Source organism: Providencia sp. PROV236, assembly GCF_033676985.1.
Lineage (GTDB): Bacteria > Pseudomonadota > Gammaproteobacteria > Enterobacterales > Enterobacteriaceae > Providencia > Providencia manganoxydans.
The window spans coordinates 4,216,357-4,231,251 of record NZ_CP096297.1; the positions used below are offsets into that span (position 1 = coordinate 4,216,357).

The following is a 14,895-nucleotide window of genomic DNA, read 5'->3' on the forward strand; positions in this document are numbered from 1 at the left end:
CCCTCCTTAACGGTTCAGACCTAGACGTTCCCCCGAATAGGAACCATCTTGAACACGACGCCACCATGTTTCATTATTCAAATACCACAACACCGTTTTACGAATACCGGACTCAAATGTTTCCTGTGGTGTCCATCCTAATTCATTGGCAATCTTATCTGCATCAATAGCATAGCGCATATCATGACCAGGTCTGTCAGTCACATAAGTAATCAAATCACGATAATGTGCAACACCTTGTGGCTTTTGTGGACATAGCTCTTCAAGCAATCCACAAATCGTTTCAACGACATCAATATTACGGCGCTCATTATGACCACCAATATTATAGGTACTACCCGGTAGTGCTGTTGTAGCTACCAAGTGCAACGCACGTGCATGATCTTCAACAAATAACCAATCGCGGATCTGCTCGCCTTTGCCATAAACAGGAAGAGGCTTGCCTGCTAGCGCATTCAAAATAATCAGCGGGATCAGTTTCTCAGGAAAATGATAAGGACCATAATTATTTGAACAGTTGGTGATCATAGTTGGCAAACCATAGGTACGCTGCCACGCTCGCACTAAATGGTCACTGGATGCTTTAGAGGCCGAATAAGGGCTGCTTGGCGCATATGGCGTTGTTTCAGTAAAGAATCCATCTGGCCCTTCCAAATCACCATACACTTCATCAGTTGAAATATGGTGGAAACGAAACTGGCCTTTTTTCGATTCGTCTAGCGTCATCCAATAACTGCGAGCAGCCTCTAACAAGGTGTAAGTACCAACAATATTCGTTTCAATAAAGGCAGCTGGCCCATCAATAGAGCGGTCAACATGGCTTTCTGCTGCCAAGTGCATCACTACATCAGGTTGATATTTAGTAAAGACGCGGTCTAACTCCGCACGGTCGCAAATATTGACTTGCTCAAAAGCATAGCGCTCACTGCCTGAAACTTCGCTTAATGACTCTAAGTTACCTGCATAGGTCAAACAATCCACAACAATTGCGCTATCGCTGGTGTTTTCAATAATATGACGAACGACCGCAGAGCCGATAAAACCGGCTCCGCCTGTAATTAAAATGCGTTTCAACGCCAAACTCCTTTGGTATCAACAACCCATTTTTGTTTAATTAATGAACCTTGAATCGCTTTGAATTGGTTATGATCAACAAGCATTAAAATGATGTCTGCATCTGTCACCGCATCTTCAATTGAAGCGAGCTCAACGATACCTTTTAATGATGTTGGCAATTCATGAATGTGAGGCTCAACCGCATAGGTTTTACCTTTGTTCCAGTTAGCGATCATCTTAGTGATATGCATCGCTGGACTTTCACGTAGGTCATCAATGTTTGGTTTAAATGACAAGCCGAAGCAAGCAATTGTTACTTCGCTGGCAGTTTTACCTGTTTCAGCTAAGCAATCTGCAACTGCCGCTTTAACTTGATCAACCACCCAAATTGGTTTGCCATCATTGACTAAGCGTGCAGTGTGGATCAAACGTGATTGTTGTGGATTTTGTGCCACAATAAACCATGGGTCAACGGCAATACAGTGTCCACCAACACCTGGACCTGGTTGCAAGATATTGACGCGAGGATGGCGGTTTGCCAAGCTGATCAGCTCCCAAACATTAATATTTTGTTCGGCACAGATCAGGGATAATTCGTTAGCGAAGGCAATGTTCACATCACGGAAGCTATTTTCAGTCAGCTTACACATTTCTGCGGTTCTTGAGTTAGTGATAACACATTCACCTTCAAGGAAAATATTATATAGCTCACTCGCACGTAATGACGATTTCGGGTTCATACCCCCAACAACACGGTCATTTTTAATCAACTCGACCATCACCTGACCCGGTAATACACGCTCAGGGCAGTACGCCACATCAATATCGGCTTGCTCACCAGTTTGGTGTGGGAACGTTAAGTCAGGACGCGCTTGTGCCATCCACTCTGACATTTGCTCAGTGGTACCAACAGGCGAGGTGGATTCTAAAATCACCAAATCACCCTTTTTCAACACAGGCGCAATCGACTCGGCAGCTGCCTTCACATAAGTCAGGTCAGGCTCATGTTCCCCTTTAAATGGCGTTGGAACCGCGATCAAGTATGCATCTGCCGGTTGCGGCTTAGTAAAGGCTTTCAGATGACCTGCTTCAACAGCCGCTTTAACGACGTTGTCGAGTTCTGGCTCAACAATATGGATTTTACCCTGATTAATGGTATCAACCGCATGTTGGTTGACATCAACGCCAACAACTTGCTTTTTGCGCGAGGCAAATGCGGCTGCTGTTGGTAAACCAATATAACCAAGGCCGATAACAGAAATAGTTTCAAAACTCATAATTTCACCTGATTGCTTTTTAGTGCTTCAAGAATACGCTGACAAGCATGACCATCCCCATATGGGTTATGAGCGCGGCTCATTGCATGATATTCCGCTTCATCTGTCAGTAACCGGTTAACTTCTGCAACAATTTTTTGTGTGTCTGTACCAACAAGGCGTACGGTGCCTGCATCGACAGCTTCTGGGCGTTCAGTTGTGTCCCTCATGACTAAAACTGGCTTGCCTAGTGATGGCGCTTCTTCTTGGATCCCACCTGAATCCGTCAAAATCAAGTAAGAATGATTCATCAAATAGACAAAAGGCAAATACTCTTGAGGGCTAATAAGAATAATATTATCAATACCATGCAAAATACGTTTGACAGGCTCACTGACATTTGGATTCAAATGCACAGGATAAACTACCTGAACATCAGGGTGGCTTTGGGCAATTTCAGCCAATGCATGGCAAATACGTTCGAAACCACCGCCAAAACTTTCTCGACGATGACCCGTCACTAAAACCATTTTTTTGTTTGCATCTATGAATGGGTAATTTGCAGCCAATTTTTCGACCATATATTGGTCACTCATCACCTTATCACGCACCCACAACAGCGCATCAATAACCGTATTGCCCGTTACAAAAATATGGTTATCTGGGAGTGACTCTTTCAGTAGATTTTGGCGAGAATTTTCCGTTGGTGCGAAATGGTACATTGCCAAATGCCCCGCAATTTTGCGGTTTGCTTCTTCCGGCCAAGGGGAATACAGGTTGCCGGTACGCAGCCCTGCTTCTACATGCCCAACAGGAATGCGATGATAAAATGCAGCGAGGCTAGTAGCCATCGTGGTTGCGGTATCACCATGCACTAACACAACATCAGGCTGAAAATCAGCAAATACGCTTTTTAGCCCTTCTAGGATACGACAGGTAATATCGGTTAAATCTTGCCCCGGCTTCATAATATTGAGATCATAATCAGGTGTGATCTCAAATAGCTTCAGTACCTGATCGAGCATTTCTCGGTGCTGGGCCGTTACACATACTTTAGCTTCAAAAGCCGTATCATTAGCAAGTGCATGCACCAGTGGGGCCATCTTAATGGCTTCCGGTCGAGTGCCGAATACAGTCAATACTTTCACAGTGACTCTCTTATATTTATCTATGCAGTTAGCTGCTTTTATTTAATTATAATGACTTAATGCAGTGGCTGACCTGATGCCAGCCACTTATACAAATCAGGATGGACGACGGCGAGCAAGCACAACGCCTGCACCAACCAACGCACCAATAGCACCCCATAGAACCATCATAAAGGCTCTGCGTGGACTATCACGTTTGACGGGATCTTCAGGTGTCCGTAGGTAACGGTAAGCCTGAAAATGGTCTTGGAGAGTTGGCCCTACACTCAATGTCGATAACATTGCGATGTTTTGATCATAATCAGTATCATGATCAGGCCCTGTCGCTTTCAGCGTTTCAATCTGAGCTTCCAGTAGTGGAACCCCTAGCATAAACATTTTTGAATCTGGGATTTCATCAACTGGTGCAGTACTTTGATTACGTGAAATACCTTGTTTTTCTGCGACTTTCAGTGCTTGCTGAAGAACATTTAAACGTCTTTCATAAGCGGATTCAGCAACCATATCTTCACGTTTTACTAACGCTTTCATAGACTGCAATTTAGTCGCCCAAGTCCCTTTGATTTCATCATTCAGATTTGCCGTTGCGCGTTGATTAGCAAACTGAACATATTCACGTAATAACTGGTTAGCATCTTTCGAGGTTTCAGCAATTAACTTAATGCTGTCATTGGTATTTTTAAGTTTATCGGATGGCGTAAATTGAATATTGTCGATCAACTCATCCAAAAGTGCGGCATCTGCCTTCTGATCATTCTCTAAGCGCTGCTTATAATAATCCGTTGTTAACCAAAATTGACGTCGAGTATCATAAGCACCTACCTGCTTAATAAACTCTTGGTATGCTTCATTGGCAATCGTGGGTAGTTGACCTTCTTGACCCGTCGAATTGATTCGAGAATCCAGATTACGTAAAAACTGTTGTTGCGAATAGTAACTACCCAAATTATTCACGGTTGGCAAGTCAGTGATCGCCGTTGAGCTCCATTTCTGCTGCATAAAATAGGAGGCTCCCAATGCAATTGCTGCGAATAACACAGCAACTGCCACGATCCAAATTTTACCTTGCCATAAAGAACGGCACAAACCACGGATATCCAATTCCGGTTCTATCGGCGGCTGATACTGATTAGGTTGTGTTTCTGAGTTTTTCACTGCACAGAACCTCTATTATTTCCGTTTGTCGTTACCGTACTGCACCTCTACGCATACGACGTCTGACGCGTTTAATAAAACGAGCCACTTTCCACGCTCGTTTGATGCAGTAACCATACATAAAGAAGACAAGCAAAAAGAGTGCCAACATTACCCATTCAGGTATAAATGTTAGACGTTCACCAATAATTCCTACGCATGCTAAAAACGCGGCCGACAATGTGATCAGCACAAAAGCGCCTCTTGGGGTAAAACCTGAACGCATAATCAAATGGTGAATATGTTGGCGGTCAGGTGAAAATGGGCTCATACCTTTGCGAATACGACGATACATAATCGCTACCATGTCCATTAGTGGAATTGCAATAATCCATAACGCAGTGACAGGGTTAATTGGATGTATCGTTTCTTGGGTCGATTCCACAAGGATCCAAATAATGGTAAAACCGATCAAGGTACTTCCCGCATCCCCCATAAATACTTTAAAGCGGCGGCCCAATATGCCTAAGTTTAAGAAGATATAAGGAAGAATAGCTGCAATAAAGGCAAAACACCAAAATGCTAACGCGTAGTTACCACTTTGATATAACAAAAAGCCTAGCGCCCCAAACGAAACACAAGATAGCCCACCTAAAAGCCCATCAATACCATCAACCATATTAAAGGCATTGATCGCAGCCCAGACAGCAAATAGAGTGACAATATAACCGAATGGCCCAAGGACTAACTCCCATGGTCCAAATGCATGACCTAACGATTCTAATTTAAGATCAGCAATCATCATCATGGCAACAGCAACCATTGCCTGCACGCCCGCCCTTAATTTAACGCTAATATCGAATCGATCATCTAAAGCACCGATAAATACCAGCAAGCCGGCACAAACAAGGTATAACCATTTATGAGGAATATATTCCTCAGTAATGACAAACGCAAAACAGATACCAAAAAAGACCGTTATCCCCCCAACTAAAGGGACCAATCCTACGTGTTTTTTTCTAAAGTTAGGTTTATCTACCAGCCCGATTTTGGTTGCTACAACACGAGCGATAAAAATAAATACTAACGTGAACAAAAAAACGTAAAACAGACTAGCAAAAAATTGTGCGGTGTCCACGAGTCACTCTCTTATCTTTTTATCTAACTAACCTAAAACTAAAATATTTGTTCCCATACAAAGCCACGGGCGACAGCACATGCATTATCATCTCAAAATAGATAAGCGCTATAAGACGAGTCTTTAATAACTATACTCTAAGTAATTCGAGTTGTAGGTAGGCGACAAGCGAAGATAGACGGGGAGCATAGATAAACTCTATGACTCGGCTAGCTGAACGTAGTCAACGCTCCTACAACTTGAAAGATGACGAGTATATATTAAAAATTAGTCCCATAAGGTTATTACCGTATCCCTATTATACTTCAAATAGCAGCATCACTTTCAATCACACTCATCATACAGGCTTACCCACCCAATGATTGATATTATTGCTACCCAGCTGCACTTCAAACTATTTTGTAGATAACAAGGATACGACAACATCCTATTTATGTATCTTATGCCAAATAAAGCAATATACATGCCATAAAAACCAGTCACTCTTTAGCATTATAATTTTAGGCTTTTTTTTGTTTAATTATTGCACCTTTTTTGATAAATCAAAAAAAGACAATGCGCAAATGATATTCTCTGTTAATAAATACACCAATAGCATGTATCATATACAATTAATCAGCATACAAATAAAACAAAAATTATTTTACTTAACAAATCGATTCTCCGTTTTATGATAGAAAAAATCCAATACAATAATTATTATTTTATTGATAACCATCATGTCTATACGCTTGTATGATGTTTTCCTTACTTTTCAGTTCTCAACTTTCCGTTGCTCGCCTTCATTCGCAGTGTTAAACATGGATTTTAGTATCCCTACATAAAAATGCCCCTGTCTTTCACAAAACTAATTTAAACAAACAGAAAGATTAAAGTAGTATCTCAAATCATTCATATAATACACAAGAAAAATACTGTTAATAGATAATGTTATACACTTTCACACGAGCTAAGCGTGTACTTATTGATTTTGTATGATAATAAATCATCTGAGCCATTTATGACCATTACATTAGAATAAAGCTGATGAAATTATTCACTTCAATATACTTAACAACAAATAATCCTGCTAACAGGAAATATATTTGTGTTTCGTATCAAAACTCACTAATTTTAAGCGATTATTATTGGCGTTTTTACAAAATACATTTTAGTTTGGGTACTCGTGGTAAACATGATATTTAATCATCGATATTTTATTTTAGAAGGATAAAATTGAAACTCGTATAGATCCCATAGTTTAAAATGTCATTTAACACGCAAAATCAATAAATAAATAAATCGAATATTTTACAAACGTTACATACTTCTTTCTTTCAAATTTGTTTTAACTATTGATATACCATAGTAGAACACTCCTAGTCCTGATAGGCCTTATACGATTTTATAAATCAATATCACCTGTATGCACAATCGAAAAATAAGCAATAAACTGATATAAAAAAAGCGCTGTTATCAACAGCGCTTATGCGAACCAGCAATACTGAAAGCTTATCGACTATGAACGTTTCATAAAATCGAAAAACTCTTCGTTAGTTTTCGTCATTGCTAATTTACTGATAAGGAATTCCATCGCATCAATTTCGCCCATCGGGTGAATAATCTTACGGAGGATCCACATTTTCTGTAATTCTTCTTGCGAAGTGAGCAGCTCTTCTTTACGTGTACCTGAACGGTTATAGTCGATAGCTGGGAAGACACGTTTTTCTGCGATCTTACGAGACAGGTGTAATTCCATATTACCTGTACCTTTAAACTCTTCGTAAATAACTTCGTCCATTTTAGAACCAGTATCTACAAGAGCAGTCGCAATAATGGTTAAACTACCACCTTCTTCAACGTTACGTGCAGCACCAAAGAAACGCTTAGGACGATGTAATGCGTTTGCATCCACACCACCCGTTAAAACTTTACCTGATGAAGGTACAACGGTGTTGTATGCACGCGCAAGACGTGTAATCGAATCAAGTAAAATAATAACGTCTTTTTTATGCTCAACAAGGCGTTTTGCTTTTTCGATAACCATTTCAGCAACCTGAACGTGACGCGCAGCAGGCTCATCAAAAGTTGAAGCAATTACTTCCCCTTTAACCAAACGTTGCATCTCTGTCACTTCTTCAGGACGTTCATCAATCAGCAGAACCATCAAAACGCAGTCTGGATAATTGTGAGCAATATTCGCCGCGATATTTTGCAGCAACATTGTTTTACCTGCTTTTGGCGGAGCGACAATCAGACCACGTTGACCACGACCAATTGGCGCTGCCAGATCCAATACGCGCGCGGTCAAATCTTCAGTTGAACCGTTACCACGTTCCATACGAAGGCGATTATTTGCATGTAATGGGGTTAAGTTTTCAAAGAGGATTTTGCTGCGGGCGTTTTCAGGTTTATCAAAGTTAACTTCATTAACTTTTAATAACGCAAAATAGCGTTCACCTTCTTTAGGAGGACGAATTTTTCCTGAAATGGTATCGCCAGTGCGAAGGTTGAAGCGGCGGATTTGGCTAGGAGAAACGTAGATATCATCGGGACCTGCGAGGTAAGAACTGTCTGCGGAACGGAGGAAACCAAACCCATCCTGCAATATCTCCAGTACGCCATCGCCGAAGATATCTTCCCCGCTTTTAGCATGCTGCTTCAAAATCGAGAAGATAATATCCTGTTTTCTCATACGGGCTAAATTTTCTAGCCCCATGTTTTCGCCTAACGTAATCAGTTCTGATACTGGCGTATTTTTTAATTCGGTAAGATTCATAATGGTGGGTTCTTTAACTCGGGGTATTTCTCGAACTATGAACGTAAATTGAAGACAACTATATATATTATACTCGCCTATTCCAAGCCACCGCATTGTTGGTTATGTTCACGGGTATTAGAGACATAGATTTCTATGCAACTATCAACTCGCTCACTCGCCACCTAGCTGTACTCTCGAATTATTAGAGTATACATAGTGTCAGTTTAACTTTATAACGCCCTGTTAATAACTACAAACTACAAGATTAACAATGCGTAAAAATTCTTGCGCTTGTTACTGCTAAGACTGCACTAACATTTAGCGTCGAATCATCAGAATGATGCGCGACCTATTATTAGAAACACAAACAATATTAGCAATAGTTTTTTTGTGCATTTAAGACAACATTGATCCCAATATAGCAAATTTGCCGCATTCAAAGCACTAAAACACAAATTAAAGACTCATTACGCAACTGTGACTTGAATTAGCACCAACAACATACTTCAACATAACTATCTTAAATTGATATAACAAAATATCACAAATGAGATGACTGAATATTGCAAGCGCGAGCAATCAGTATTCAAATTAATAATTTTTTGAAATCAATACACTATCAGCCCTAGATCACAATAAATGAACCACAACTGAACTGATAAACCAGATATTTATGATAAGAACAACGGATTATAAAGCAAGCCATACGGATACTATACGAGGATGCAGATAACTTATCATGCTTCAGAGAGGACGTCTAGCGGTCCTCTATATAAAATAGATATACCGCTAAACGTTTTGACTTAAATATCAGCTATAACTTACAGATTTTCGTCTAGAAAATCTTTTAACTGAGATTTAGATAATGCACCCACTTTTGTTGCCGCTACTTCACCATTTTTGAATAGTAGAAGCGTTGGGATACCACGAATACCATATTTTGGTGCCGTTGCTGGGTTATCATCAATATTCAGTTTTGCGATGGTCAGTTTGCCTGTATATTCTTCAGAAACTTCATCAAGAATTGGCGCGATCATTTTACAAGGACCACACCATGCAGCCCAGAAATCGACGAGAACAGGTGAACTTGCTTTTAGTACTGCGGTCTCAAAGCTTGCATCAGTTATATGTATAATTTTGTCGCTCATGTTGTACTCCAATGGATCATTTTTACCGTCTTAGTGTAACATTAATTGGCATCAGTATGCTTTATTTCAAAAGATACACTTTCGTAAACCAACCGTTAACTGATATTCTACCATACTATGAGTAAAGCACACTTGACAGAAAAGAAGTTTTCCGACTTCGCCTTGCACCCAAAAGTCATTGAAGCACTTAATAAAAAAGGCTTCAATTTTTGTACGCCAATCCAGGCGTCAACCTTGCCTTTCACTGTCGAAGGCAAAGATGTTGCGGGGCAAGCGCAAACTGGTACAGGTAAAACGTTAGCTTTTTTAACGTCGACATTCCATTACTTACTAACACATCCCGCTATTGAAGGGAAAAAAGCCAATCAACCACGCGCATTGCTCATGGCTCCAACACGTGAACTTGCCGTGCAAATCTACTCTGATGCAAAAGAGCTGGCTGAGTATACTGGCTTAAAAATGGGGCTTGCTTATGGTGGCGATGGCTATGATGAGCAATTAAAAGTACTGCAAAATGGCGTTGATATCCTTATCGGTACAACTGGCCGTTTAATTGACTATGCGAAACAAGGTCATGTTGATCTCGGCGCTATCCAAGTTGTCGTACTTGATGAAGCTGATCGCATGTATGATCTTGGCTTTATTAAAGATATTCGCTGGTTATTCCGCCGTATGCCTGCGGTCACTGAGAGACTAAACCTACTCTTCTCCGCAACACTTTCTTATCGTGTAAGAGAGCTGGCATTTGAGCAAATGAATAACCCTGAATATATCGAAGTAGAGCCTTTGCAGAGAACAGGTCATCGTATTAAAGAGGAGCTGTTTTACCCATCAAATGAAGAAAAGATGCGTTTATTGCAAACATTACTCGAAGAAGAGTGGCCTGAACGCTGCATTATTTTCGCTAATACCAAACATCGTTGTGATGATATTTGGGCGCACCTCGCTGCCGATGGGCATCGTGTCGGATTATTAACAGGTGATGTTGCACAAAAGAAACGTTTACGCATTTTAGAGGAATTCACTCAAGGTAATCTTGATATTTTAGTTGCAACCGATGTCGCGGCTCGTGGGTTACATATCCCATCAGTAACGCATGTGTTTAACTATGACTTACCTGATGATTGTGAAGACTATGTGCACCGTATCGGCCGTACTGGACGAGCAGGTGAAAGTGGTAATTCAATCAGTCTCGCTTGTGAAGAGTATGCATTGAATTTACCTGCTATTGAGGAATACATTCAACATTCTATTCCTGTCAGTAAATATAATAGCGAAGCACTGCTAACTGATCTCCCTGCGCCAAAACGTCGCCATCGTCCGCGCCCTGGAGGGCCTCGTCGTAATTCAAATTCGCCACGTCGCCATAATGGCCCACGTAATAACCATAAACGTTCAGGCTGAGTGATAACGATATGCTGAAATCCTCTTCTCTCTATGCAGCAATTGATTTAGGCTCGAACAGCTTTCATATGTTGGTCGTGCGTGAGGTTGCTGGTAGCATTCAGATTATTTCTAGAGTGAAACGTAAAGTGCGCCTTGCTGCGGGTTTAGATAGCAATAACATGCTGTCAGAGCAAGCAATGGAGCGTGGATGGCAATGTCTACGTCTCTTCTCAGAACACTTACAAGATATACCAAATAATCAGATACGAGTAGTTGCTACTGCAACGCTGCGTCTGGCTAAAAATGCGGATATTTTCGTGCAAAAAGCCAGTGAGATCCTCGGCAATACCGTCAAGGTTATTCAGGGGGAAGAAGAAGCTCGATTGATCTACCAAGGTGTTGCCCACACAACTGGCGGCCCAGATCAACGCCTAGTCGTTGATATTGGTGGGGGCAGTACAGAACTCGTCACAGGTACTGGAGCAAAAGCAGAACAATTGTTTAGCCTAGAAATGGGCTGTGTGACTTGGCTTGAAAGATATTTCAGTGATCGCTCTCTAACTGAAGAAAATTTTGCTCAAGCAGAAAAAGCCGCTCACGCAGTCGTTGCCCCAATCGCTGATGCTTTAAAACAGCACGATTGGAAAATTTGCGTTGGCGCATCCGGTACCGTTCAAGCCATTCAAGAGATCATGATCGCACAAGGGATGGATGAGCTGATTACCCTCGATAAGCTCCAACAGCTCAAATATAAAGCCATTCAGTGCCATAAACTTGAAGAGCTCGAAATTGAAGGGCTGACTTTTGAAAGAGCCTTGGTATTCCCAAGTGGCTTATCAATCCTAATTGCTATTTTTGAAGCGCTGTCTATTGATAATATGACATTGGCAGGTGGCGCGTTACGTGAAGGGTTAGTTTATGGCATGCTTGAACTACCTATTGAGCAAGATATTCGCGCACGCACACTACGTAACATCCAACGACGCTTTCAGGTTGATATTGAACAAGCCTCGCGAGTGAGCCAACTCGCAGAGCATTTCTTTTTGCAGGTCTCCAAAGACTGGAACTTAGATTCTCGGTGTCGTGATTTATTAATAGCTGCCTGTATGCTGCACGAAATTGGTTTAAGCGTTGATTTTCGCAAAGGGCCAGAACATGCGGGATACTTAATTACAAATCTTGATTTACCCGGTTTCACCCCTGCACAAAAACGCTTGCTTGCTGCATTATTACGTAATCAGCAAGGCCCTGTTGACCTTGCTACTCTTAGCCAACAAAATGCATTGCCAATACAACAAGCTTATTATTTATGTCGTCTGTTACGATTAGCGATTATTTTTGCTAGCCGTCGACGTGATGATACCTTGCCTGCATTGAGGCTCCATGCAGAATCAACATCTCTGACGATTATGTTGCCATACCGCTGGCTAGCGGAGCATCCGCTACGCTCAGAAAATTTGCAACAGGAAGTACAGTGGCAAGGTTATGTAAATTGGCCTATCACTCTTGAAGAGCGTAATAGCTCTAATAGTTAAACAATTATTCCCCACACTTACCACATCAGTGTGGGGAATAACGATACTCGTCATATTTCAAATTGCAACGCTTTTCATTAAGATACACTCATACCAGTCACAGTGTTTTCTCTGCGCCTAGTGATTCGTTCACTTGCCGCCTAGCTGCACCTCGGATCATTTAGAGTATATATTTGCCTATCCTTTCTTATTTAGCCCTAAACGGGCCTTGATATCAGCAAGTGCAGATTGCCCTTTTTGCATTCGTTCTTCCGCAGTCACAACCTTGCGTTGCTGCTCCCACTCTAAATCATCTTGCGGCAATTCTAATAAAAAACGACTTAGCTCAGGGCGAATTAACTCTCCATATTGCCGACGTTCACGACAATGTGTGAAAAATAATTCTTTTTGGGCACGGGTGATCCCGACATAGGCCAAGCGACGCTCTTCATCAATATTATCTTCATCAATACTGCTTTGATGAGGTAATAAACCTTCTTCCATACCCACGAGGAAGACATACGGAAACTCTAATCCTTTTGATGCGTGCAATGTCATTAATTGCACTTGATCGGATCCTTCGTCATCTTCCCCACGCTCCATCATGTCGCGCAAAGTAAAACGGGTCACCACTTGGCTTAATGACATTGGCTCATTCAATTCATCCCCCTCAACCATTTCGCTCATCCACGTAAATAATTGATTGACGTTTTTCATCCGCATCTCAGCAGCTTTAGTACTCGCCGATGTTTCGTAGAGCCAGCTTTCGTAGTCCATTTCCCGTAACAAATCACGAACAGCTAATAGCGGTTCACGTTCTGACTGCTGTACAATTTTATCCATCCAATGGGTAAATTGTTGTAATGCAGTTAACCCTTTACCTGTAAGAGTTTGCTCTAAACCTAAATCAAAGCTAGCCTGATAAAGGCTTTTACCACGTTGATTTGCCCATTCCCCAAGTTTTTGGATTGTTTTAGGGCCAATTTCACGGCGAGGAGTATTTACAATACGTAAAAAAGCACTGTCATCTTCTGGGTTAGTCAGTACGCGCAAATAAGCTAATAGATCTTTAATCTCAGGACGTGAAAAGAATGAAGTGCCTCCCGAAATTCGATAAGGAATTCGGTTTTGCATCAGCATTTTTTCAAAAATACGTGACTGATGATTCCCTCGATATAAGATCGCATAATCTTTATATTGCGTTTTATTGATAAAGTGATGTGCAATTAATTCCCCGATCACTCTTTCCGCTTCATGATCTTCATTATTTGCGGTGATCACTTTTAACGGAGCACCATAACCCAAGGTTGAAAATAATTGCTTTTCAAATACATGTGGATTATTGGCAATCAAGATATTTGCTGCTTTTAAGATTCGCTCAGATGAACGGTAATTCTGTTCTAACTTAATCACATTCAGTTTTGGGAAATCTTCACTTAACAATACTAAATTTTGCGGCCTAGCTCCGCGCCACGAATAAATAGATTGGTCATCATCACCGACAACGGTAAAACGCGCCCGCTGACCGACAAGTAGTTTAACCAATTGGTATTGGCTCGTATTAGTATCTTGATATTCATCCACCAGCAAATAACGGATCTTGTGCTGCCAACGCTCACGAACTTCCTCATTTTGAGATAATAGTATTGTGGGCTTGCTGATCAGATCATCAAAATCCAGTACGTTACAGCTTTTTAAATGTAACTCGTAACGACGATAACATTCTGCAAAATGATGTTCCTTTTCGCTTCTCGCACGCCCAATGACCTGCTCTGGCGATAATAGATCATTTTTCCAATTCGAGATCGAGGAGATAAGTTGCTGTAGCAGGTCTTTATCTTCTTCCAGCAAATCAAAGGTAAGCTCTTTTAATAGAGCCATTTGGTCCTGATCATCAAACAAAGAAAAATTAGCCTTGATACCTAGCGCTTTATATTCACGCTTGATGATCTCCAAGCCAAGCGTATGGAATGTCGAGATAATCAATCCACGTGCTTCTTTTTTACCTAGCGTCTGAGCGACACGCTCTTTCATCTCACGCGCGGCTTTATTGGTAAAAGTTACCGCTGCAATTTGACGAGGTTGATAGCCACAATGGCGGATCAAATGCGCTATTTTGTTGGTAATAACACGGGTTTTTCCCGAACCGGCACCCGCCAGTACAAGGCATGGGCCATCCACAAATTCAACAGCCTGCTGTTGGCTTGGATTTAATCGCATGGTTTCTCTACATCGCTTAGTTATTCAAAATGGAACTCACTACGGATTGTAGCAGAAACCTAGCCAACTCTTGAGCAACGATCCTTTATAAAAGCAAAAAACCACATCATTCATTAGAACGATGTGGTTTTGTTCTTTTTCTTTTATAACATCAA

10 protein-coding genes are annotated in these 14,895 nt (G+C 41.3%); 2 read left to right on the forward strand and 8 right to left on the reverse strand.

Features of this window, described 5'->3' with window-relative positions:
• Positions 1-6 precede the first annotated feature (6 nt).
• From rffG to trxA, 7 genes are all read right to left on the reverse strand, one after another.
• Entirely contained in the window at positions 7-1,074 is a 1,068-nt protein-coding gene (rffG, locus tag M1E96_RS19570) for a dTDP-glucose 4,6-dehydratase (protein ID WP_369095990.1), read from the reverse strand.
• Complete coding sequence (gene wecC / locus M1E96_RS19575; RefSeq protein ID WP_140182133.1) at positions 1,071-2,333, reverse strand: UDP-N-acetyl-D-mannosamine dehydrogenase; 1,263 nt, start codon at positions 2,331-2,333, stop codon at positions 1,071-1,073. Before wecC ends, rffG begins: the two co-directional genes overlap by 4 nt.
• Positions 2,330-3,460, reverse strand: coding sequence for a non-hydrolyzing UDP-N-acetylglucosamine 2-epimerase (wecB, locus tag M1E96_RS19580; RefSeq protein ID WP_070928559.1), 1,131 nt, complete (start codon positions 3,458-3,460; stop codon positions 2,330-2,332). Before wecB ends, wecC begins: the two co-directional genes overlap by 4 nt.
• Before the next feature lie 96 nt (positions 3,461-3,556).
• Complete coding sequence (wzzE, locus tag M1E96_RS19585; protein WP_319068972.1) at positions 3,557-4,615, reverse strand: ECA polysaccharide chain length modulation protein; 1,059 nt, start codon at positions 4,613-4,615, stop codon at positions 3,557-3,559.
• Positions 4,616-4,646: 31 nt separating this feature from the next.
• Complete coding sequence (gene wecA / locus M1E96_RS19590; protein ID WP_070928557.1) at positions 4,647-5,732, reverse strand: UDP-N-acetylglucosamine--undecaprenyl-phosphate N-acetylglucosaminephosphotransferase; 1,086 nt, start codon at positions 5,730-5,732, stop codon at positions 4,647-4,649.
• 1,498 nt (positions 5,733-7,230) lie between these two features.
• Complete coding sequence (gene rho, locus M1E96_RS19595) at positions 7,231-8,490, reverse strand: transcription termination factor Rho (RefSeq protein WP_140182136.1); 1,260 nt, start codon at positions 8,488-8,490, stop codon at positions 7,231-7,233.
• An 803-nt stretch (positions 8,491-9,293) separates the two neighbouring features.
• Positions 9,294-9,620, reverse strand: a complete 327-nt coding sequence (gene trxA, locus M1E96_RS19600; protein WP_070928555.1) for a thioredoxin TrxA — start codon at positions 9,618-9,620, stop codon at positions 9,294-9,296.
• A 117-nt stretch (positions 9,621-9,737) separates the two neighbouring features.
• Here trxA and rhlB point away from each other — a divergent pair, with 117 nt between their 5' ends.
• Together rhlB and gppA are read left to right on the forward strand one after the other, a co-directional pair.
• Positions 9,738-11,024 (forward strand): ATP-dependent RNA helicase RhlB, encoded by a 1,287-nt coding sequence (gene rhlB, locus M1E96_RS19605; RefSeq protein ID WP_070928553.1) that lies wholly within the window; start codon positions 9,738-9,740, stop codon positions 11,022-11,024.
• A gap of 11 nt (positions 11,025-11,035) precedes the next feature.
• Entirely contained in the window at positions 11,036-12,541 is a 1,506-nt protein-coding gene (gene gppA / locus M1E96_RS19610) for a guanosine-5'-triphosphate,3'-diphosphate diphosphatase (protein WP_070928551.1), read from the forward strand.
• 177 nt (positions 12,542-12,718) lie between these two features.
• On the opposite strand, the gene rep is transcribed toward gppA, so the two are convergent.
• On the reverse strand, positions 12,719-14,740 hold the full coding sequence (rep, locus tag M1E96_RS19615; protein WP_070928549.1) for a DNA helicase Rep: 2,022 nt from the start codon (positions 14,738-14,740) through the stop codon (positions 12,719-12,721).
• Positions 14,741-14,895 lie beyond the last annotated feature (155 nt).

Coding starts and splice junctions, on each gene's coding strand:
- trxA (WP_070928555.1), bottom strand. CDS start 9,620: ATGAGCGACAAAATTATACATATAACTGATGCAAGCTTTGAGACCGCA.
- wecC (WP_140182133.1), bottom strand. CDS start 2,333: ATGAGTTTTGAAACTATTTCTGTTATCGGCCTTGGTTATATTGGTTTA.
- rep (WP_070928549.1), bottom strand. CDS start 14,740: ATGCGATTAAATCCAAGCCAACAGCAGGCTGTTGAATTTGTGGATGGC.
- rhlB (WP_070928553.1), top strand. CDS start 9,738: ATGAGTAAAGCACACTTGACAGAAAAGAAGTTTTCCGACTTCGCCTTG.
- rho (WP_140182136.1), bottom strand. CDS start 8,490: ATGAATCTTACCGAATTAAAAAATACGCCAGTATCAGAACTGATTACG.
- gppA (WP_070928551.1), top strand. CDS start 11,036: ATGCTGAAATCCTCTTCTCTCTATGCAGCAATTGATTTAGGCTCGAAC.